The 21,339-nt window shown below is 62.6% G+C and carries 13 protein-coding genes; 7 read left to right on the top strand and 6 right to left on the bottom strand.

Annotated features, from left to right (window positions below; all coding sequences use genetic code 11):
* The first annotated feature begins 31 nt into the window (after positions 1-31).
* Together HNQ65_RS03580 and HNQ65_RS03585 are read left to right on the top strand one after the other, a co-directional pair.
* Positions 32-865 carry an alpha/beta hydrolase gene (locus HNQ65_RS03580; protein ID WP_184338098.1) on the top strand — a complete coding sequence of 278 codons (834 nt, stop codon included), beginning with the start codon at positions 32-34 and terminating at the stop codon, positions 863-865.
* A gap of 90 nt (positions 866-955) precedes the next feature.
* Positions 956-3,472 carry a right-handed parallel beta-helix repeat-containing protein gene (locus HNQ65_RS03585; RefSeq protein ID WP_184338099.1) on the top strand — a complete coding sequence of 839 codons (2,517 nt, stop codon included), beginning with the start codon at positions 956-958 and terminating at the stop codon, positions 3,470-3,472.
* A 444-nt stretch (positions 3,473-3,916) separates the two neighbouring features.
* Here the strand turns inward: HNQ65_RS03585 and HNQ65_RS03590 are convergent, their stop codons facing one another.
* The gene (locus HNQ65_RS03590) at positions 3,917-5,950 is read right to left on the bottom strand and encodes a c-type cytochrome domain-containing protein (RefSeq protein ID WP_184338100.1); all 2,034 of its coding nucleotides are present in this window, start codon (positions 5,948-5,950) and stop codon (positions 3,917-3,919) included.
* Positions 5,951-6,045: 95 nt separating this feature from the next.
* The gene (locus tag HNQ65_RS03595) at positions 6,046-7,203 is read right to left on the bottom strand and encodes a c-type cytochrome domain-containing protein (protein WP_184338101.1); all 1,158 of its coding nucleotides are present in this window, start codon (positions 7,201-7,203) and stop codon (positions 6,046-6,048) included.
* A gap of 176 nt (positions 7,204-7,379) precedes the next feature.
* Between HNQ65_RS03595 and HNQ65_RS03600 the strand changes: the two genes are divergently transcribed.
* Positions 7,380-8,816, top strand: a complete 1,437-nt coding sequence (locus HNQ65_RS03600; protein WP_184338102.1) for a cryptochrome/photolyase family protein — start codon at positions 7,380-7,382, stop codon at positions 8,814-8,816.
* A gap of 137 nt (positions 8,817-8,953) precedes the next feature.
* Here the strand turns inward: HNQ65_RS03600 and HNQ65_RS03605 are convergent, their stop codons facing one another.
* The 4 genes from HNQ65_RS03605 to HNQ65_RS03620 all read right to left on the bottom strand — a co-directional run bounded on the left by HNQ65_RS03605 (position 8,954) and on the right by HNQ65_RS03620 (position 14,791).
* Complete coding sequence (locus tag HNQ65_RS03605) at positions 8,954-10,090, bottom strand: transposase (RefSeq protein ID WP_184338103.1); 1,137 nt, start codon at positions 10,088-10,090, stop codon at positions 8,954-8,956.
* Positions 10,091-10,425: 335 nt separating this feature from the next.
* On the bottom strand, positions 10,426-12,642 hold the full coding sequence (locus HNQ65_RS03610; protein ID WP_184338104.1) for a PAS domain-containing hybrid sensor histidine kinase/response regulator: 2,217 nt from the start codon (positions 12,640-12,642) through the stop codon (positions 10,426-10,428).
* 18 nt (positions 12,643-12,660) lie between these two features.
* Entirely contained in the window at positions 12,661-13,851 is a 1,191-nt protein-coding gene (locus HNQ65_RS03615) for an FIST signal transduction protein (RefSeq protein WP_246437531.1), read from the bottom strand.
* A gap of 166 nt (positions 13,852-14,017) precedes the next feature.
* On the bottom strand, positions 14,018-14,791 hold the full coding sequence (locus HNQ65_RS03620) for a DUF3050 domain-containing protein (RefSeq protein WP_184338105.1): 774 nt from the start codon (positions 14,789-14,791) through the stop codon (positions 14,018-14,020).
* Between the two features lie 296 nt (positions 14,792-15,087).
* Here HNQ65_RS03620 and HNQ65_RS03625 point away from each other — a divergent pair, with 296 nt between their 5' ends.
* The 4 genes from HNQ65_RS03625 to HNQ65_RS03640 all read left to right on the top strand — a co-directional run bounded on the left by HNQ65_RS03625 (position 15,088) and on the right by HNQ65_RS03640 (position 21,315).
* Entirely contained in the window at positions 15,088-15,537 is a 450-nt protein-coding gene (locus HNQ65_RS03625; RefSeq protein ID WP_184338106.1) for a hypothetical protein, read from the top strand.
* A gap of 113 nt (positions 15,538-15,650) precedes the next feature.
* The gene (locus HNQ65_RS03630; RefSeq protein WP_184338107.1) at positions 15,651-16,892 is read left to right on the top strand and encodes a TolC family protein; all 1,242 of its coding nucleotides are present in this window, start codon (positions 15,651-15,653) and stop codon (positions 16,890-16,892) included.
* Between the two features lie 19 nt (positions 16,893-16,911).
* Positions 16,912-18,090, top strand: a complete 1,179-nt coding sequence (locus tag HNQ65_RS03635) for an efflux RND transporter periplasmic adaptor subunit (protein ID WP_184338108.1) — start codon at positions 16,912-16,914, stop codon at positions 18,088-18,090.
* A gap of 15 nt (positions 18,091-18,105) precedes the next feature.
* On the top strand, positions 18,106-21,315 hold the full coding sequence (locus HNQ65_RS03640) for an efflux RND transporter permease subunit (protein ID WP_246437541.1): 3,210 nt from the start codon (positions 18,106-18,108) through the stop codon (positions 21,313-21,315).
* Positions 21,316-21,339 lie beyond the last annotated feature (24 nt).

Raw genomic sequence — 21,339 nt, forward strand, 5'->3', positions numbered from 1 at the left:
AGCCGCGCCTGCCGGGGCGTTGTATCGTGCCATGAAATCACTCCTGCTTCTCAGCCTGCTCTCTCTTTCCGCACTCTGCGCCGCCGATGCGCCCTTTTCCATGCCGGGGCTGAAGCAGGACATCGAGTTTGCCAAGGCGGGGGACGTGAGCCTGACGCTGGACGCCTTCACTCCAGAGGGTGCAGGCCCCTTTGCCACGTGCATCCTGGTGCATGGCGGCGGGTTCACCAAGGGGGACAAGCATTCGTTTATCAAGCCGCTGTTTGAGCCGCTCTCGAAAGCAGGCTTCACCTGGTTCACGATCAACTACCGTTTGGCCCCGCAGCATCCGTGGCCGGCCTGTGCAGAGGATGTGCTGAGCGCCATCAAGTGGGTGAAGGCGCACGCCGCAGAATACAAGGTGGATGTAAATCGCATCGCCATCATCGGCGAATCCGCAGGCGGGCATCTCGTCTCGTGGGCCGGAGTGAAGGGAGAGGGCGACACACGCGTGGCCGCTGTGGTGCCGTTTTATGCGCCGCACGATCTCGTGGTGCAGGTGCAGCGCCGCAAGGTGCTCGACCGCCTGGGCGGGCTGATCGGCATGACGGAGCTGAATGACGCCGCATGGCAGAAGCTGGCAGAGATTTCTCCCATGAACCACATCCGCGCCGGACTGCCGCCCTTTCTGCAGATCCATGGCGACAAAGATGAAACTGTGCCCCTCTCCCAGAGCGTGACGTTTGAAGCCAAGATGAAAGCCGCAGGCAACTCCTGCGAAACCATCACTGTGCCCGGCGGCGGCCACGGCATGGGCGGCTGGGAAAAGCTGAACAGCGACTACCAGCAGCAGCTCATCGCCTGGCTGCGCAAGACGCTGAAGTAAGAAGACGCAGGCACGGCATTCATCATGCCAGCCGGAGCGCACAAGTCGCATTTGCCCTCGGGGCTGTGCGGCGTATCGCTGCGGGCAACCATGTCTTTTTCCCGCTCTCTGATTACCCTGCTGGCTGCTGCCATTACCACCACGCACGCGCTGGAGGTGCGTGTCTCCCCCACCCTCTCGCTTCCGCAGGCGCTGGAGCAGGTGCGAGCCGCGCGCAAAGCTGGCGACAGCTCGCCTGCGACAATCCTTCTCCCCGAGGGCACGACGGAGCTGACGCAGCCCATTCAATTGGAAGCGCAGGATTCCAATCTGACCATCACTGGCAGCAAGAGCACGCTCATCGGCGCGCCGGTCATCACCAACTGGGGCCCGATGGCAGGCAATATCCTGAAAGCGGATGTGTCCAAGCTGGTGCCCAAGGGCTTTGTGCCCAAGCAGCTCCTCTGCAATGGCGAGCGGCAGATCCTGGCGCGCTACCCGAACTTTGACGCCAAAGATCCGCTCTATGGCGGCTGGGCCTTTGTGGCGGCCTTTCCACCCGCAGGCGCGCCGGAGGGGCACCTGTGGAAACGCACGCTCTATGTGAAGCCTGAGGACGTGCGCACATGGGCGCACCCTGAGGAGGTGGAGCTGGACATCTTTGCGCAGTACGGCTGGTGGAACTTTGTGGAGCCCGTGGCCTCGCTCGATCCCCAGACACGACTGCTCACGCTGAAGAAGGACTGCAGCTACGACCTGCACCCGTACAACCGCTACCACTTCCAAAACGCGCTCGAAGAGCTGGATGCACCCGGCGAGTGGTACTACGACAAGCGCGAAGGCACTCTCTACTTCATGCCTCCCGTCAGCAAGGACACTCCTGAGGTGCGCCTGCCGGTTCTGGAGAGCTTTTTCAAAGTGAAGGCCGGAGCAAAGAAGATCGCCATTCGCGGTCTCACACTCACAGGCTGCCACGGCAGTGCGATCACTTTTGAGCGTGCGGAGGATTGTGTGGTGGAGCGCTGCATCATCACGCAGGTGGGTGCCTTTCATGGCAGCGGCGTGGGCGTGAGCGATGGCAGGAACGTGCGCGTCTCCCACTGCGAGATCAGCTACACCGGCAGCAACGGCATCAGCCTCAGCGGCGGCGACCGCAAGACGCTGACCGGCCCCGGCCACGTGGCGGCGGACAATCACATCCACCACATGGGCGTGTTCAACAAAAACGCCTGCGGCATCAGCATCTACGGCGTGGACAACACCGCCACGCACAACCACATCCACGACGGCCCGCGCATGGGCGTGCAGATGAGCGGCAACAATCTCGTGGTGGAGTTCAATCACCTGCACCACCTCTGCCTGGAAACGCAGGACGGCGGTGCCATCTATACCGGCGGGCGCGACTGGATCAGCAGCCGTGGCAGCAAATGGCAGTACAACCTGATCCACGACGTGATCGGCTGCGGCCAGGAATCTGGTGGACTCAAGCACCCATGGTTCACCTTTGGCCTCTACCCGGACGACAACAGCGGCGGCATCGACATCATCGGCAACATCGTCTATCGCGTGGCCCACACGCCCATCCACATGCACAACTCACGCGACTGCATCGTGGAAAACAACATCTTCGCGCTGGGCGAGAAGTTCCAGTTTGACCTGCACGGCTGGACCAAGGAACAGCGCTTCTACACCAGCCACATCAATGAGATGATCAAGGGCTACGAGTCCGTGGCCGGTCAGCTGGCCTGGACCAGCATGCGCAACATGGACCTGCACCCAAAAGACGCCATCCGCGAAGACGGCACCATGATGAGCGGCAACAGCTTTCAGCACAACATCATGTTCAGCAACACACCGGGCGTGAAGTATGGCGACATCCGCAATGCCTCGCCGAAGTACAACACGCTCGACTACAACCTCGCATGGAATGGTGGACACCCCATCGTGACCGGCATCAATCAGGTGGGCCCGGACAAAGGCGCGCCCATTGTGTCGGAAAACTTCGACGGCCTCGACGCTGGCAAGACACCTCCCGGCTGGGGATTCAACCACCGCCCGAACAAGGACGTGCAGCTCGTGGTGGCCGAGGGCGCTCTGCGAGTGGACTGCGCGCTCGGAACGCCGCCCAATCCGAAGAGCGTCTTTCACAGCCCCGATGTACCGATCAAGCCCGGCGCGGCCTACCGCGTGCGCCTGCGGGTGAAGAGCAGCGAACCTACCGCGAAGATCAGCGTGGCCTTGGCCTCCTTTAAAAATGGCGCGGGCTACTGGCAGACCGGCAGCACCAGCATCACCGCCACGAATGAATGGAAGGAAGTGGAAGCCACCGGCAGAATGCTGCGCGAGAACGAAACCGGCTGGAAACCCTGGATGACCGCCTTCTGGCTGCGCATCGACTGCCACGAGCCCAAAGGCCAGGTCTTCATCGACGACGTGCGCATCTCCGAAGCCGAGCCGCTGGATGAGTGGTCCGCCTGGCAGAACGCCGGATGGGACAAACACAGCCTCGTGGCCGATCCATTGTTTGTGGACTGGGAGCACGACGACTTCCGACTTAAGCCGGAGTCACCCGCGTTCAAGCTCGGGTTCAAGAGGATCCCGGTGGAGGAGATTGGGATAAGGGAGTGAGAAAAAAATAGCCTAGCAAAGAACCGGCCCACTTAGCGCCGGGTCATGCGGCGGAGCTCTTTGCAGGGAGCGCTGATGTCCTCATCGGCTCCGGGCGCGCGGCCCTGCGGCGCTCATCCGCGAATAGGGCTTTCTCCAAACGCGGCGCGCTCTTCGCTGCGGAGCTTCCCAGAGCCGGTTAAAAACCGGCGCTCCCAGTAAAGAACCGGCCCACTCAGCGCTGGGTCATGCGGCGGAGCTCTTTGCTGGGAGCGCTGATGTCCTCATCGGCTCCGGGCGTGCGGCCTTTCGGCGCTCTTCCGTGGGGATAGCTTTCTGCAAACACGGCACCTACTTTCGTGGCGGAGTTTTCCAGAGCCGGTGAAACACCGGCGCTCCCAGTACAGAAAAAGTCCCAGCACGGACCCAGTGGCCCGGTGCTGGGAGATGCGATGCTTTGCGTGCTTATGCGCCCTTGTGGTCGGTGTGGCAGGCTTTGCAGTTCACGGCGGCCTTGTAGGCGGCGGCACCGGCGGGGTCTTTGGCCTGCACCTTCTTCACGGCTCCGATGAGGGCCTGGCATTTGGTGACCCAGGCAGCTTTGTCGCCCTTGGGAGGAGTGGCGGCGCACATGGCCTGGTAGGCCTTGAGCAGCGTGGCCAGTTCCGCATCCGTGGCGGTGGTGCCGACTTTCTTGCAGAGAGCGGCATCGCCTTTGTGGAAATCCTTCATGGCGGTCTTGATGGCTTCGCTGCCACCGGCGGCGGGCTTGGCAGCAGGAGCAGGTGCGGCGGCGGGCTTGGCCGGGGCGGGAGGCGCAGGGGGCGGGGCGGTGAGCTTGGCGATCTCCTCGGCAGTGAGGCCCACATTGACCTTGAGGCCGGGCAGCTTGCCTTCGAGCGCCTTGGCTCCGGCCTGCGTGACGCCGGTTTCCCACACGTAGAGCTTCTTCAGGTCTTTGGCGGTGGCGAGCTTGGCGATGCCGGCATCGGTGGTCTTGGTGCCGTAGAGGTTGAGGTATTCGAGATTGGGCAGCGCACCGAGCTTGGCGATGCCAGCGTCGGTGACCTTGGTGTTTTCGAGGTGCAGGCGCTCGAGGTTGGTCATCTTGGCCAGGGTGTCGAGTCCGGCATCGGTGACCTGGCTGCGGGAGAGGTCCACCCAGAGGATCTGCGTGGCGATGGGGGCGAGGAGGGCGAGCTCTTTGTCGCCAAACTTGTCAGCGGCATTGATGACGCCGAGGCGGAGCTGCTCGGTGTCCTGCGCGAGGGGCATGAGGGAGGCATTGAGCGCCTGCATCTTGGCGGAGATGTCAGCCACCAGCTTCTTCTCGGCCTCGGTCAGGGGCTTGGCCTTGGGCTTGGCGGCCACCTTGGGGGCTTCGGTCTTGGGCAGGCCTTTGGCGAGCAGCACGGCCAGGGCGCTCTCCACATCGGCGGAAGCCTTGGCAGAGGCGACGGTGGCGGATTCGGAGGCACCGCTCTCGATCCACCAAGTGAGGATGGCCAGCTCTTCCTTGGTCAGCTGCGGCTCGTCGCTGGGGGGCATGTGGTCGTCGTCGTCCTTGGGCAGATTGGCGCGGACGAGCAGGAGGCTTTCCTTGGTGTTCTTGGGGATGACGGTGGTGGCGCCGTCGCTGCCGCCTTTGAGCATGGCGGCGTAGTCGTGCAGCTGGAGCTTGCCCTTTTTCTTTTCCAGGCCGTGGCAGGAGACGCACTTGGCGCTCATGATGGAGGCGACGACGTCTTTGTAAATGACGGCCTTGGCGGCGATGGCGGGGTCCAGCTTGGCACCAGCGGCAGCGGGTGCTGCGGCAGCAGGGGCTGGAGCGGCGGGCTTGGCAGCAGCGGCGGGTGCGGTTACAGCAACGGGCTTGGCAGCCGGAGCGGCGGCGGCAGGGGCTGCGGCCACCACGGCCACGGGCTTGGCATCATCCTCGGCCGTCCAGCCGGTGTTGATGTGGGTGGAGGCCAACTTGGCCTTAAGGGCGGTCACACCAGCCTTCGTCACGCCGCTCTGCCAGAGGTAGAGGGATTTCAGCTTGGTGAGGGTGGCGAGCTTGGTCAGACCGGCGTCGGTGACCTTGGTGCCGTAGAGGTTGAGGTATTCCAGCTCGGAGAGTCCCTTGAGGTGGTCCAGCCCGGCATCGCCGATGGCGGTGCCTTCGAGGTGCAGTTCCTTGAGGTGCTTCATGCCAGCGAGCGCCTTGAGCCCAGCGTCCGTCACCTTGCTGCGGGCGATGTCGAGGGAGGCGATCTTGTCGGCGATAGGGCCGAGGGGCTCCAGACCAGCGTCTCCAAACTCCTTGGCCACATTCAGCGCGGTGAAGCGGTAGGCCTTGGCATCCGCAGCGATGGGCATGAGCGAGGCCCCGGTGGCGTTCACTTTCTGCATCGCGGCGGCCACGGCGGGATCTGCGGCGGCTTTGTCATCGGCGGCAGGCGCGGCCTGGGCCATGGCCAGCGCCAAGGCGAGGAGGAGAGAGGTGGGTTTCATCATGGATGGGAGGACAAAGAGAGGGGTTGGGGGGAGAAGACGAGATTCAGCAGAAAGCGGATGCAGATGGCACTAGGCAACAAAAGGCGCGAATTGGACTAGCCTTTCAGAATTCCATCGACGGTGGCCTGCAGCTCGGCGGGGAATTTGGCCTCTCCCACCTTCTGCGTGCCGCTGGCACCCTGCTCCACCCACCACTTGAGCAGCGCGATCTCCTCGGGCGTCAGCTGGTCCTTGCCCTCCGGGGGCATATGCTCGTCATCGCTGTCTGGCAGCAGGATGCGGGTGATGCTGAGGCTGTCTTTGAGATTTCCGGCCACGAAGTTTTTGCCGTTCTCGCCGCCCTTGATGGCCATCTCGTAGGTGTCCATGCGGAGGTCGCCTTTGGACTTCTCCTCGCAGTGGCATTTGTTGCACTTGGCGGTGAGCACGGGGAGGATGACGTGCTGGAAGACGAGCTTTTCATTGCCGCCAGCAGGGGCTGCGGGTGTGGTGGGTGCGGCCGGGGCAGGCATGCCGGAGGGCGCAGGGGCGGGCGTGGGCTTTTCAGCCACATCGGCCTTGGGTGCCGCCTCGGGTGCGGCGGGGGCTTCGGGCGTGGTCTCCTTGGGAGCCTTGGGCTTCTCCACAAAGGAGAGCATCCACTTCTCCATGGCTACCATGGGGCCCTTCACTGCGGGCGGGGCGTGCTCCACGAGGAATTTGTTTCCGTGGCTCATGTTGCCGCCAAAGTGCGCGCCCAGGCCCATGATGCCAAAGCTGATGAAGTAGAGCGCGCGGTAGGCATTCAGCAGCTCCATGCTCTCCCGGCCCATGGCCATGAGGCGCACCACCAGAGAGGCGAGCACGCCAAAAGTCCCCACCAGCGCCATCGTCTGGTGCAGGCTGAAGTTCCCCCCCACATAGCCGCCCTCTCTGGAGAGCATGATGCCCGCCAGCACGGCCAGCACCGAGCCTGCGCCACCCAAGATGAGCATGATCAGGGAGGCCTCGCCGTATTTCTGCTCTCCGCGCCGCGTGGAGCAGATGAGCTCAAACAGGCACAGCACACTCAGGATGCCCACCGGCAGGTGCAGCAGGATGGGGTGAAAGCGCCCCACAAAGAGCACCATGCTGGAAGCCTCCCCCTTCGGTGCATCGTACAGCGGCGGAAAAATCAGCAGGCCCAGCACAAAGGCCGCCAGCAGCGCGCTGGTGGCGATCCAGGCGATGGTGAATGATTTGGGTCCGTCGGAGTCGTGGGAGTACGATGACATGATTCTGGGCGGGATTTGGTTGAGGGTGGGAGGAATCCTGAAAACTAAAGCTCCTATCTAACGGCAGATGGGCGAAAGATTCATCAGGAACCTGATGGTGAATGCTGCAAACATTGACCACGCCTTTTGTCTGATTCTGACCGTATCTTGTGCTCCTCTCCCTTCCTCCCTGCCGCATGCCACGCACTGTCATTCACTGGTTCCGCCGCGATCTTCGCCTCACTGACAACACAGCCCTGCACCACGCCACCCAGGCCGCCGAACAGGTGGTGCCCGTGTACATTCTGAGCGACTGGAAGCAGCGCCACGGCTGGACGGGGCCAAACCGCCAGCAGTTCCTCTGCGGGAATCTGGAGTCTCTGGCCAAGAACCTGGAGGCGCTGGGCAGCCGCCTGATCATCCGCTGTGGCCGCGCCGATGCGGAGCTGGAGCGCCTGATCCGCGAGACGCAGGCGCAAGCCGTGTACTTCAACCGTGACTATGATCCCTACGGCCGCGCGATGGAGAAACGTGTGCAGGAGCTGTGCACGCGCCTGGGCATCGAGTGCCACTCCTACCAGGACAGCGTGCTGCATGAGCCCGATGCCGTGCTCACGGGCGCAGGGCTGCCCTACCGGGTGTACACGCCGTATTCCAAAAACTGGCTCAGCCTGCCCAAGACCGCGCCCCATGGCCGCCCGCGCACGCTGGGCCCCGCCGCCCCGGCCACGGTGACCAGCCTGCCCCTGCCCACGCTGGAGCACTGGCAGCTCCCACCCTGCACCGCGCAGATCCCCGCGCCGGGAGAGCGCGCCGCACGGGAGAGGCTGAAGCACTTCATCAGCAGCGGCATCCTGCACCGCTACGGCCAGGAGCGGAACCTTCCCGCCGGGCAGACCACCTCCATGCTCAGCCCGGACCTGCGCTACGGCCTGCTCAGCATCCGCGAGATCTATCAGCGCTGCCAGGAGGCGCTGGTGGATGAATCCGGCAAGCCACAGCCCGCCGCCGCGCAGGCGTCCATCCAGACGTATATCAAAGAGCTGGCATGGCGGGAGTTTTACATGGCCATCCTCTGGCACTTCCCGCAGGTGTTTGAGCAGGAGTTTTCCCCCGACTGGGTGGGCCTGCCCTGGCCAGGCACAGATGCGGATTTCCAGCGCTGGGCCACGGGCTCCACGGGCTTTCCCATCGTGGATGCGGGCATGCGCCAGCTGCTGAAAACCGGCCTCATGCACAACCGCCTGCGCATGATCACGGCCATGTTTCTCACCAAAGACCTGCACTGCGACTGGCGGCTGGGAGAGGCCTTCTTCATGCAGCATCTGGTGGACGGCGAAAACGCCAGCAACAACGGCGGCTGGCAGTGGAGCGCCGGCACCGGCGCCGATGCCGCCCCCTACTTCCGCATCCAGAACCCCTGGCTGCAAAGCGCCCGCTTTGACCCCGAGGGCGTGTACATCAAGCAGTGGGTGCCCGAGCTCAAAGACGTCCCCGCCCCCCTCCTCCACGAGCCCCCCTCCCGCCCCGGCCTCCCCCTCGCCAAAGGCTACCCCATCCCCATGGTCGATCACCACACCGAACGCGACCGCTGCCTGGCCATCTTTGCGAAGCACAAGGAAGAGCGGGTGTGAGGAGGTGGGAACGGTCTTTGCTGTCCTGCGACGCAGCTCTTTACTGGGAGCGCCGATGTCCTCACCGGCTCTGGAAGCCCCGCTGTGGCAACATGCCCCGCATTGCCCAATGGCTGGCAAACCAAGACTCTCCCCCCCTAGCCCACCGGGCTGACTCTCAGCCTGCGCAGTGTATAAAAGGGCTCGGCTGATTCCGTGAGACGCCGCGCCCCAGCCTTGCGCCTGGGGCCAAACATCTCCCGCTGCGCCTCGAAGATGCCATCCACGAATTCTTTGCCGCCCAAGGCGAGGCCGTCGGTGAAGTAGCGCACGCGGAGGCGTACGAGTTCGGCGGCGCTGAGCTTGCCTTTCTCGGTTAGTACAGCACGGGCGGTTTCGGTGCTGAGGCCTTGGCGTACGACGTTTTCGTTTTGGGCATCTTTGATCTCGCGGCCGTCAGTGTGCAGCAGGCTGCGGTAGGCTTCGGCGGCGGCGGCACTTTTCCAGCCGTCCACGGGTTTGCCCAGGGCTTTGCAGAGGCCGCGCTGGGCTCTCCGGCTGCCACCGAGGGCTTCGGCGTAGCCGCACCAGCGGTAGTCTTTCGGGTCTTTGACGAGGCCAGCGCGGACGGGGTTGAGGTCGATGTAAGCAGCCATGGTGCGCAGGGCTTCACCTTTGCCTTCGACGAGCACGCTTTTAAAGCGGTCCATCCACAGGGTGCCGCGTCGGCCACGGCGTTTGTTGAACCAGCGGCTGAAGCGCTCTTTGATTTCCTTCACGAATAGCGAGAGATCGCAAAAGCGCTTTTTGAGAGCGTCGATTTTTTGGTCGGCGAGGATGGCCATGCCGCGCTGACGGAGGTCGGCAAGTTCATCGCGCAGGAGGCCGAGGTAGGTCTTGCTGTAGAGGATGCTGAGGTGCTGGAAGAGCTTGGATTCGCCGCCGGGACCGTCGAAGCGTTCCAGCCAGGTCCTCTTGTGCGGCACTTCGGCGAGGAGGTGGAAGTGATTGCCCATGAGGCAGTAGGTGACGATCTTGATGCCGGAGAACTCGGCCATGCGCCAGATGATGCGGCGGAGGGCCTCCTTCTCGACGTCATCAAACCAGATCTCGCCGCCGCAGGTGCGGGACATGACGTGGTAGCAGTAGGACTCGAAGGGCCCCTTGCCGAGGATGCGCTTGCGCCCGCCGGACCAGGACCGCGCGGCAGGATAGAGGCCGGTTTTGGCATTCACACCGACGAGCTGCTCCTCAAGCGGGAGAGACTGGGGATGAGCGGATTGGGCGGGTTGCATGGCGGAAAAATGAGTGAAATTTAAGAGAAATCAATCAACTAAATGCCTGGCATCTTTTTTTCTTTGCTGTCCTACGGCGGAGCTCTTTACTGGGAGCGCCGATGTCCTCATCGGCCTCTGGGCGAGTGGCCCTGAGGCGGTGTGAGGGAATCTAGTTGGGAGAAATGCGGAGCGCCTTCTGCGGCGGAGCTTCCAGAGCCGGTTAAAAACCGGCGCTCCCAGTAAAGAACCGGCAACACCCAGCTCTGGATGATGCGGCTGATTTCTTAGCTGGGAGAGCCGATGACCTCATAGGCTCTGAGATCATGGCTTCGTCAGCACGACCTCAGAAGCGGTCAGGATTGGGCGAGGTAGTGGGCCACTTTGGCGAGCAGTGCTGACTTCTGGACCGGCTTGCAAAGGTGGTCATTCATGCCAGAGGCGTAGCACTCGCCGATGAACCCGGTCTCGACATTGGCGGTGAGGGCGATGACGGGAAGCCGGCCGCGCTTTCCGGGCAGCTTGCGGATCAGCCGTGTGGCCTCATAACCGTCCATGCCAGGCATCTGGCAGTCCATGAGGATGGCGTCGTAGCGGCCTTTTTTGACCTTGCCGACGGCCTCTTCGCCATCGCAGGCGAGATCCACCTTCAACCCTGCCGGCTCCATCATGAGCTTGGCCACCATTCGGCTCGTCTGGCTGTCATCGACGAGGAGAATCCGTCCCGTGAGCCGCTCAGGAATGGCTGCAGGCGGCTCAGTGGCCAAAGCAGCCACAGAAGCGCCCGGGCTGGCACGGGGCAGCGAGAGGGTGAAGCAGAATGTAGAACCGGAGCCCTTCTCACTAGCCACCGTGATTTCACCGCCCATCAGCCGCAGAAGCGCCTGCGAGATGGCCAGGCCGAGGCCGGTGCCAGCGTCTTTGCGGGCGTTGAGGGTCGAGTCGCCTTGATTGAAAGGTTCAAACAAATGCTTCAAGGCCTTCGGCGAGATGCCGACGCCGGTGTCTGTGATACGGAAGGTGAAGGAATCGCGGTTGATGGTACTGCGGCCCTTTTTGATCACCAGCCGCACACTGCCGCGGTCGGTGAATTTGATGGCGTTGCCGATGAGATTGATCAGGACCTGGCGGAGCCGGCCTTCATCTCCCAGGACACTGTTTTCCCGCAGTTTCGGCATCTGGCATTCGAGCAGGATATCCTTGGCCTCGGCGCGATGCTGCATGAGCTGGATGACGTTTTTCACCAGCGCCTGGAGGTCAAAGGGCTCATGTTTGAGCTCCACCCTGCCGGCCTCCACCTTGGAGATGTCAAGTATGTCTCCAATGATGTCGAGGAGCGCGGTGGCTGATTGCTCGGCAATGGTGACGAGAGAGGACTGCACAGGGGTGAGCGAAGTGTCCTGCAGCAGCTGCAGCATGCCGATCACCCCATTCATCGGCGTGCGAATCTCGTGACTCATGCTGGCCACGAAGACGCTTTTGGCGCGGCTGGCAGACTCGGCCTGCTGGCGTGCCTGGCGCTGGAGCTCCTCAGCCTCCCGCAAACGCTCTTCCAGGGCTTTCTGCCTTGAGATGTCGAGATGCGTGCCGACAAAACGTCTGACACGGCCCATTTCATCCCGGAAAGCGCGGCCGCGGGCCATGACCCAGACATAATGACCTTCCTTGTGGCGGAGGCGGTGCAGATTCTCGTAGATCTCCGTCATGCCTGACAAGTGCTCGCTCACGAGCTGCAGGCTGCGCTCAAGATCCTCCGGATGAACACGGGACTGCCATGCCTCCAGGTGGCTCACGATCTCATCATCCTGATAGCCCAGCGTGGCCTTCCACTCAGGTGAGAGCACGATAGCGCCCGAATCCAAACACCAGTCCCAGAAGCCGATCTCGCTGCCTTTGACGGCCAGCGAGAGGCGCTCCTCCGACTCATGCAGGTCGGTCATCTGCCGCTGGATGATCGCGGCGCTGGCACGGTTGGCATACAGGGCGGCCACCTGCGCTGTGAAGACACGGAATGACTGCGCTTCATTCTCGCTCAGCGCATCGTGAAAATCTGACACCGCTGTAGTGATGCCGGTCATGAGAAGCACGAGCGGTTTCCCGCCGGGATGCCTGCAGCAGCCGACCATCATGTGGGAGAAATCGAGGTCCGCCTGCTGGAGCTCCAAGCTTTCCGCCGCAAAAAAGCAAGCCGTGTCCCCCAGGACGGTGATGCGCGATTCGAGCCAGGCACGCATGCTCTCAAACGAGGCATGACCAACGCGCAGCCCCGATGAGGCGGCCGGTTCCGAAAGCAGGCGGCCCTGCTCATCGAAGAGCCAAAACAAGCCCACCTCAAGCTCGAAGACGTCGAGGAGTGCGTCTGCCACCATGATGGCGAACGCTTCATCCGAGGCGGCATTCAGCGCCTGGGTGCTGAAGGCGTGAATGCGGCCAAAGCGCCCGATTTCGCAGTCGAGCCGGTTCCGCATGTCGATGAGCCCCTGCTCGACCACGGAGAAACGCGTGACGCGGCGTTGCAGCTCGTCGTAGTTTTGCTTCAGCACCTCAAGGGAATCTTCTTCTTTGTCAGTCATCTGCAGGATGAGACACGCTCAGCGGCGGTAGATGGCATAGATGGCCGTGGTGTAGTTGTGATAGGTGTTGACGCCGCCCAGTCGTGCGAACTCCCCAAACCCGTACATGCCCAGCCAGGGCGGCACTACACCCTGGCTGCTGAGCGGAAACTGCATCCGGCCCACGAGCTCTTCCTTCATCACCCGGTTCAGGAGGTAGCGGCCTCGTGCGAGGCAGTCCGCGTGGAAAACAGCCACCGGCTTGCGTGCGCCCGCGCGTTTGACCATCGCGGCCATCATCCGGTCCATGTCGGCAAAGATGCGCTCCTCATCGCGCACGGTGAGCCAGAGCCGTGTGCCTTCGCGGATCGTCGTGGCGTAGTGCATGGCACCCTCGGCATCCCGCTTGGTCACCACACGCAGGATGTGCGGATTGCCATACTCCTCGGCCAGACTGGCGGGAAGCTCCTCGGCCAGCGCCCCCACGGGGATCGAGTCTCCGCAGGTGGCTTTTTCAGGATCGAGCCCCAGGCGGCTGGTGTACTCCTGCCAGGCCGGGCGGCCGTTCAATTCAAGAATGCGGGTGCCCTCGGCACGAGTGACCACCATGGGCTCTCCCACAGCGAGAAAGCCATGCGTGGCCTGGGTGTCCACCTCCAGCGAAGGATCGGCAAAGCCCACGGCCCATGCGCCATGCTCGAAGACCTGGTCATCGACGATTTGGTAGCTGACCACGCCGCGCATGTTGTCCGAAGATGTGGCGCCAAAGATCGTGACCTCCGGCCCAAAGACGGATTCGAGGCCGGCGATGGCCCTGTCATTAGCGATGTCGATTCCCGAGGCCAGGAAGTGAACCATCGTGATGCCGGGCTGCTGGGCCTTGAGCTGACGGGCTAGCTCCGACGCTTTTTCGAAGGCATTGTGGCCATGGATGCCGTCCAAATGAGCGACAGCCAGCTCCGGTCCGCGCACCGCCATCAGCGCCACGTCCTTCATCGATTCGCTCACGCCTTCGCTGCCCACGATCCCGCAGCAGGAGGCCCCCACCACGCGCACGCCTGGGATCTGGCGCCGCACCTCATCCGCCAAGACTTGGTAATCATGACCGATGGAGGCATGGAGCATGACGAGGTCGCATTTTTTGTCAGTTCCGAGGGCGGTTTCGAGGCACTCCTGGATGGCGTGCCTTGAATTAACCATGCGCGTGCTGGCCGAAAAAAATTCAAGCATCGGACGAAAGCAGTGAGGGGTGGATGGTGATAAAAAGTGCAGTGATGCCACTCAGTGGCGCTGCCATTGCGTGGGTTAACCTATCCAAACTCAGCCCCCTGCCTCCATCGCCTTTTTGGGTTAACCCACTGACAGCAACAGCGACTGGACTGCTCCTTGCCCGACCTCACCGACTCACGATCCGCTCGGCGATCCCATCCCAGAGGTGCAGGCGTGCGTTGAGAGCATCGAGGGCAGCCTGGCGGGCTTCGGATTCACGCTGGGGGTTTCCTTCGCAGAGCAGCTCGACCATGGCACGGCCCATCTCGCCGTGTTCGTCGCCATCGAGCTGGATGTGGCGGTCCAGGTAGTAGCGGAGGATTTTGAGACGGCCGGGGAATTCGGCCTCCAGCCGCGCCACGAGCTCGTGAAACATGGCGGGGATGAGGTCCTCCCGCCCATAGGTGAAGGCGGCGGCGATGACGTGGGGCTTTCCACCTGCGATCACTTCAAAGGTGTGGCTGACAAACTCCGCCACGCACTCCGGCACGCCGCTGGCGGCCAGCGCCTCGGTCACGCTCGTGCCCTGCTGCAACTGGCGGATCAAGCCCTGCACGGCGGTGGTGTCTGCTCCGGCCTCCTGCATGGCCTGGAGATAGAGCTCGTAGTGGCTGGAGGGTGTGCCATCCGGGGTGCGATCACTTTCCTCTCCAAGGACGATTTCATTGACGAGACGGCGCACCTGATTGTCTCCCACAGGCACCCAAGGCACCTGCACACAGGTAAGGCGCTGCTGCAGAGCTTTGAGCAAAGACATGAAGTCCCATACGGCAAACACGTGGCACTCCATGAACTGCGCCAGATCCTCCAGAGTGCGCAGCCTGGCGTAGAGGGAATGCCCCAGCAGGGCGGCGCGTGCGGTTTCGATTTCGGCGGAGGTGGTCTTTTGAAAAGGGGTCATGGATGAGGGTTGGCAGCTGCTGGAGAGACTGAATCAGCAACAGCACCGGGCCCTTCCCAGCCGCCGTCCTCGATCAGAAAAACAAGCGCTCGTGTTACGATCCCCCAGCGCCGGTGGATGCTGCTTCAAGGGGGCGACTTCGCGGAAGACAAATCGAGAGCGTAGCAGGAAGCGCCTGCGGAATGCGACTGCTGTCAGGCCCCTTAACGAATCACGTGGGGAACAGCACAGCTGATGTTTGCGCCATGGTGAAAAACATTGAATAAGCCGGAGGCTTGATCATCTTAGTATCCAGCATGTCTTCTGTCCTCAAGCGCGCACTTTCCACACTGGCGATCCTGCTGGTGGCGTGCGCGCAGGTGTTTGGGATGGACAGGGGTTTCGTCTGCGACTGCGGAGGCATGGAGAAAATCACGGCGGCAGATCACTGCCACGGCCCTCACTCGGCAGCCTGCCATGATCACGAGGCGGAGGAGCCCTGCCATGAAGAATCAGGCGGGCATCACGATGGCGATACGCACGAGCATCCCGCACTCATCGAGAGCCTGCTCGCCAGTCTCTCCCCTGCCTTCTCTTTCTCCGCGCCTGCTCCCATCATCATGGATCTGGCGCTGGAGGAGTGGCACAGCCCGCTCTTTTTGACTGAGGCCGCGGCTTCCACCGCAGTTCATTCAGAGCACCCTCCACCCGCCGCGCAGCGGCCCTGGCCGCAGCTCCTGGCGCGCACGCTGGTTTTGAGAATTTGAGAAATGGCACGGCCTGCCCATCCCAAGACGGATGACTGACTGGCTGTGATGCACCCATCTCACTCTTCAGGCATGGGGTCTCCATGCCAGTGTTCTCAAATCCTTTTGCTTCCATGAAAGCGTCTTTTCTTTTGTTTCTCGCGCTCGGCTCCTTCGCGGGCAGCGCATCGGCCCTCAGCCTGTCTCTGGCAGACGTGGCACCGCGCGTGCGCACTCATCATCCCGCCCTCAAGGCCGCCCGCCTTGCCATCGCCGAGGCTCAGGGCCGCCAGCTCGGCTCCGGCCGACTGAGCAATCCATCGTTTAATTACGACTTTCAAAATCAAAGCCACGTCAGCCCGCAGACGGGTGTCTTCTCCTTTGACCAGGCTTTTCCCGTCACCAGGCGTCTGACTCTGGAGAAAAAGCTCACCTCCCAGCTCGTGCAGGCAGCCACGCTGGAGGTGCGGGATGTGGAGCGCAAGCTCATCGCAGAGGCCCAGCAGCAGGTCGTGCGGCTGCTTACTCTCACGCGGCAGAAAGCCCTGCGCCAGCAGCAGACAGAACTCGCGCAAAAGCTGGCCGACTTTGCCGAAGGCCGCGCCAAGGCAGGCGAAGTCTCCCCTCTGGACGCCAAGCAGGTGCGGCTGGACTCGCAGCGTCTGCGCGTGGAGTTCCGCCTGCTGGAGGCGCAGAGTGTCAGCCTGCTGGGTCAGCTCAAGCCCATGCTGGGCCTGCGTGCTGAAGACACCCTCAGCATCTCCGGTGATCTTCCTCCCATGGAGCTGCCCACCGTCACCACCTGGACGCTGCGCCCGGACTACCAGCTCGCGCAGACCAAGATCATGGCGGCTGAAACCGACCAAAGCCTCGCCCGCGCCAACCGCCTCCAAGACGTGAAGATGGGCCTCTTTGCCTCCAATGAAATGCAGGACGTGCCCGGCACCGGACGCGTGCGCACCGGCTACATCGGCTTCCGCTTCTCGCTGCCGCTGCCGTTTTGGAATCGCAATCAGGGAATGATTGCAGAAAAGACCGCCACCGCCGATCGCGCACGCCTGGAGCGCGATGCGCTGGCCATGCAGATCAACGGCGAGTCCGGCACCGCGCGCAAGGAAATGGAGACCAATGCCTCCATCGTGCGCGAGACGCGTGAGAATCTCCTCCCGCTCGCAGCGGAGCAGATGGACGCCATGCAAAAAGCCTACGAGGCCGGGCAGGCAGATCTCCAGTCCGTGCTGCGCTCCCGAGATCAGCGCCTCCAGCTCGAATCCTCCACGCTCGATGCGCTGCGCGACTTCCATCTGGCCCGCATCCGCTACGAGGCTGCGGTGGGCAAGCATGCACCTGCAGCTCCGGTGACACCCCAGCCCTGATCTTTCAAGCTCTGAAGCCATGAAAACTTTCTTTGTTACAACCCTGCTTTTCACCTCTGTCCTCACGATTGCCGCCGAGGACAGCAAACGCGCGGCAAACACCATCGTGCTGGATGAAACCGGTGTGAAAAATCTGCGCATCGAAACTGTCGAAGTCGAGGAGGCGGATTTTGAAACCACGCTCTTCTCCCTGGGCCGCATCCAAGCCATCCCAGGAAAAATCGCCGATCTCAGCAGCCGCATTGCCGGCCGCATCGTGGACCTGCGTGTGGCTCCCGGAGACACCGTGAAGGAGGGAGATGAGGTGGTGAAAATAGAAAGCCGTCAGCCCGGCGATCCACCGCCCACCATCACGCTGAAAGCCCCCATCAGCGGGCTCGTCACTCAGGTGAACCAGCACCCGGGCGCACCCATTGAGCCGAGCAATGCCGTGCTGGAGATCACCGACCTCACCGAGGTCTATGCCGTGGCCCGCGTGCCCGAGCACCAGGCGGGGCAGATGAAGCCTGGGACCAGGGCGCACATCAAGGTGGCCGCACTGCCCACGGAGAAATTTGAGGGCGAGCTCCTGCGCTTTGGCACCAGCGCCGACCGTCAGAGCGGCACCATCGACGCCATCTTCCGCCTGCCGAACACGGGCGGCCAGCTCCGCCCCGAGATGAGGGCCGAATTCAGCATCGTCATGAGCAAACGCGACAACGTCGTCGCCGTGCCGCGCTCCGCCTTGCAGGGAGAAGGTGGCAACCGCTTTGTTTACGTGAAGGACTTCGACCTGAAAAACGCCTTCATCAAAACGCCGGTCACTGTCGGTGAAATCAATGACCGCTATGTGGAAATCGTCAGCGGTTTGCTCCCGGCTGATGAAGTCGTCACCCGTGGCGCTTATTCGCTCTCCTTCGCCGGAGCCAGCACCGTCTCGCTCAAAGAAGCACTCGACGCCGCGCATGGTCACGAGCATGCGGAAGACGGCAGCGAGCTCACACCGGAGAAGCGCGCCGAGATGGATGCCAAAAAGAATGGCGGGGCTCATCATGACCATGAGGGGCACGATCACGCTGAGGAGGCCAGCCCCTTCTGGAAGTACACCAGCGGCGTGCTGGGCCTGCTCCTCGTCATCTCACTGCTCACGCGCAAAAGCCCGCCCGACGATGAGCACGCGCAGCCCAAGGACACACCCACGCCCAAGGAGGTCGCCTAGGCCATGCTCAATCGAATGATCCAATGGGCGCTGCACAATCGCGCCTTCATCCTTGGTGCCACGCTCATCCTCATGGTCATGGGCCTGCGCACGGCCACGCAGCTCCCCGTGGAGGTGCTGCCAGACCTGACCAAGCCCACCGTCATTATTCTGACGGAATCCCCCGGCCTCGCCCCTGAAGAGGTGGAGATGCGCGTCACGCAGCCGATTGAAAGCGCGCTCATGGGCGTCGCCGGTCTCACCCGCCTGCGGTCGAATTCGGATGTCTCGCTGTCTCTCGTGTATGCCGAGTTTGGCTGGGACACAGACATCTACCGCGCACGCATGCTGGTGCAGGAGCGCCTGCAAAGCGCGCGTGGCAGCCTGCCGGAGGGCGTGCAGCCTTTCATGACGCCCGTGGCCTCGCTCATGGGGGAGATCCTCCTCGTCGGCGTGCGCAGCACCCTCAAGGAGGGAGAGCCCGGCTACATCCCGCCGCGTGAAGTGCGCTCCCTCGCCGACTGGACGATCAAGCGTCGTTTGCAAAGCATCTCCGGCATCGCCGAAATCCTCAACATGGGCGGCGGTGTGAAGCGCATCGAAGTGCAGCCCGACCCGTGGAAGATGCAGGCCAACAACGTCACTTTTGCGGAGCTGGAGGAGGCCATCACCGAAGCTGCCAACACCACCACCGGCGGCTTCATCAACACCGGCCCCACCGAGATCATGGTGCGCAATCTGGCCATGAGCGTGGATCTCGGAGACATCGCCAAGACCATGATCAAAAAGGTCAATGACCGTCCGGTGGCCATCGGAGATGTGGCCGCTGTTTCCTGGGGCATCGAGCCCATGCGCGGAGACGCCACCGTCAGCCAGGCTCCGGAGAAATCACCCACTTACGGCGTCATCATGTCCATCACCAAGGCGCCCGGCTTTGACACCCGCAAGCTCACTGAGCAGATCAAGGCCGCGCTGGACGAGCTGAAGCCCACCTTTCCGCAAGGCGTGGAAACCACCCTGCTCTTTCAGCAAAAAGACTTCATCGACAACGCCATCGGCAATCTGAAAAGCGCCATCGCTGAAGGCGCGGTCATGGTCACCATCGTGCTGTTTTTCTTCCTGCTGAATCTGCGTACCACCTTCATCACCCTGATGGCCATGCCGCTCTCTTTTGGCATCACCATGCTCATCTTTCAGGTGCTGGGCATCAGCGTGAACAGCATGACCCTCGGCGGCCTGGCCGTGGCCATCGGCATGGTGGTGGATGACGCCATTGTGGATGTGGAAAACGTCTTCCGCCGGCTGCAGGAAAATGCCAGCGCTGCACAGCCACGGCCACGCCTGCAGGTCATCGCCGCCGCCTCCGGTGAAGTGCGTAACTCCATTCTGTACGCCACGGTGCTCATCATCCTGGTCTTTCTGCCGCTGCTCGGCCTCACCGGGGTGGAGGGCAAGCTCTTTGCGCCCATCGCCATCGCCACGATCATCTCCATGGTCGCATCCTTCATCGTGTCACTCACCGCCATCCCGGTGCTGTGCTCAGTGTTTCTCAGGCCCAAGCAGGGGCATGAGCATAAAGACGGCCCGCTGACCCGCGCCATGAAGGGCCTGCTGCGGCGCACGCTGCTGCGCTTTGCCCTGCTCCAGCCTGCGCTCGTGCTCACCATCGCACTCGTTCTTCTCGTGGCTGCGTTCTCGCTCTACCCACAGATGAACAAGGACTTCCTGCCCAAGTTCCAGGAGGAGACCGCGCTCGTCGCCGCCACCGCCGCGCCGGGCACTTCATTGGAGGAAATGAACAAAATCTCCGACGTCATCGAGCAGCAGCTCCTCAGCGTGCCCGAGGTGCGCAAGGTGGGCCGCCGCCTTGGCCGCGCCGAGCGTGGTGACCACGTGGTACCGGTCAGCACCGCTGAATTCGATGTCGATTTCCGCGAGCCAAGTAGTCCAGTTGCGCCGCAACTGGAGTCTGCCACCTCCTCTTCCACGCCAGTTGCGGCGCAACAGGCCAACTCTCGCACCCGCAAAGAAGTGCTGGCAGACATCACCACCAAAATCAAGACCGTGCCCGGCGTCTTCGCCGTTGTCGGGGGGCCGCTGGCAGACCGCATCGGCCACATGATGAGCGGCGTCTCCGCCCCCGTCGCCATCAAGATCTTTGGCCCCGACCTGGAACAACTGCGCAGCATCGGCATCGAGATTCAAAAAATTGCCCGGACCATTCCCGGTTTCGAAGACTGCAAGCTCGACCAGACCGCGACTATCCCGCAGCTCCGCATCGAGGCAGACCGCGACCGCTCCAAGGCCTACGGCATCGCGCCCGGGCGTCTGAACAACATGCTCTCCGCCCTCATCGGCGGGCAGGAGCTGGCCGAGCTGCGCGAAGGCCAGCGCAGGGTCAGCCTTGTCATGCGCCTGCCGCCCGAATGGCGCGACTCACCGGACAAGATCGCCTCCCTTCCCATCGAGACCGAGGAAGGCCAGCGCATCCCGCTCGATCTCGTGGCCGATGTCCGCGAAGCGAAAGGTCCCAACGTCATCTTCCGCGAGGCCAGCCAGCGCCGCTTTGCGCTCGCCATCAAACCCACCGTGCTGGATGTGACAAACCTCGTGGAGCGCCTGCGCAAGGAAGTGAACGAAACAGTGAAGCTGCCGCAGGGTTACTTCATCACCTTTGAAGGCGAGTTCCAGGCGCAGAAAGAAGCCACTGAGCGCATCGCCCTCTTTTCCGCCGTCGTCTTCGTCGCCGTCTTCCTCATGCTCTACGGTTACTTCCGCAGCGCCTCGCTGGCGCTGCAGGTGCTGGTCAATATCCCGCTCGCCCTCATGGGCGGTCTCGCCTTCACCTACTTCAAGCTGAACAACATCAGCATCGCCACGCTGGTGGGCTTCATCGCCGTGGGTGGTGTGGCCGCGCGCAATGGCATCATGATGATCAGCCACTACCTGCACCTCATGCGGCATGAGGGGGAGAAATTCTCCCGCAGCATGATCGAGCGCGGCACGCTGGAGCGTCTGGTGCCCGTGCTCATGACGGCCCTCAGCGCCGGCATCGGCCTCATACCGCTGGTGCTCGCGGCCGATCAACCGGGGAAGGAAATCCTGCATCCTGTGGCCGTCGTCATTGTCGGCGGTCTCGTCTCTTCCACCTTCCTCGATATGGCCATCACTCCCGCCATGTTCTGGCTTCTTGGCCGCAAAGCCGCAGCGCAGGCCATCGCCGAAGACGCGCCCGCATCTCATTAACCATTTTCGTCAGCAAACATCCAC

It is taken from the genome of Prosthecobacter vanneervenii, from assembly GCF_014203095.1.
Classification (GTDB): domain Bacteria; phylum Verrucomicrobiota; class Verrucomicrobiia; order Verrucomicrobiales; family Verrucomicrobiaceae; genus Prosthecobacter; species Prosthecobacter vanneervenii.

Excerpts from the sequence above, each read along its gene's own strand:
- HNQ65_RS03595 (WP_184338101.1), bottom strand. The coding sequence starts at position 7,203 with ATGTCATCGTACTCCCACGACTCCGACGGACCCAAATCATTCACCATC.
- HNQ65_RS03610 (WP_184338104.1), bottom strand. The coding sequence starts at position 12,642 with ATGACTGACAAAGAAGAAGATTCCCTTGAGGTGCTGAAGCAAAACTAC.
- HNQ65_RS03635 (WP_184338108.1), top strand. The coding sequence starts at position 16,912 with ATGAAAACTTTCTTTGTTACAACCCTGCTTTTCACCTCTGTCCTCACG.
- HNQ65_RS03600 (WP_184338102.1), top strand. The coding sequence starts at position 7,380 with ATGCCACGCACTGTCATTCACTGGTTCCGCCGCGATCTTCGCCTCACT.
- HNQ65_RS03630 (WP_184338107.1), top strand. The coding sequence starts at position 15,651 with ATGAAAGCGTCTTTTCTTTTGTTTCTCGCGCTCGGCTCCTTCGCGGGC.
- HNQ65_RS03640 (WP_246437541.1), top strand. The coding sequence starts at position 18,106 with ATGATCCAATGGGCGCTGCACAATCGCGCCTTCATCCTTGGTGCCACG.
- HNQ65_RS03620 (WP_184338105.1), bottom strand. The coding sequence starts at position 14,791 with ATGACCCCTTTTCAAAAGACCACCTCCGCCGAAATCGAAACCGCACGC.
- HNQ65_RS03585 (WP_184338099.1), top strand. The coding sequence starts at position 956 with ATGTCTTTTTCCCGCTCTCTGATTACCCTGCTGGCTGCTGCCATTACC.
- HNQ65_RS03605 (WP_184338103.1), bottom strand. The coding sequence starts at position 10,090 with ATGCAACCCGCCCAATCCGCTCATCCCCAGTCTCTCCCGCTTGAGGAG.
- HNQ65_RS03615 (WP_246437531.1), bottom strand. The coding sequence starts at position 13,851 with ATGCTTGAATTTTTTTCGGCCAGCACGCGCATGGTTAATTCAAGGCAC.
- HNQ65_RS03625 (WP_184338106.1), top strand. The coding sequence starts at position 15,088 with ATGTCTTCTGTCCTCAAGCGCGCACTTTCCACACTGGCGATCCTGCTG.
- HNQ65_RS03590 (WP_184338100.1), bottom strand. The coding sequence starts at position 5,950 with ATGATGAAACCCACCTCTCTCCTCCTCGCCTTGGCGCTGGCCATGGCC.
- HNQ65_RS03580 (WP_184338098.1), top strand. The coding sequence starts at position 32 with ATGAAATCACTCCTGCTTCTCAGCCTGCTCTCTCTTTCCGCACTCTGC.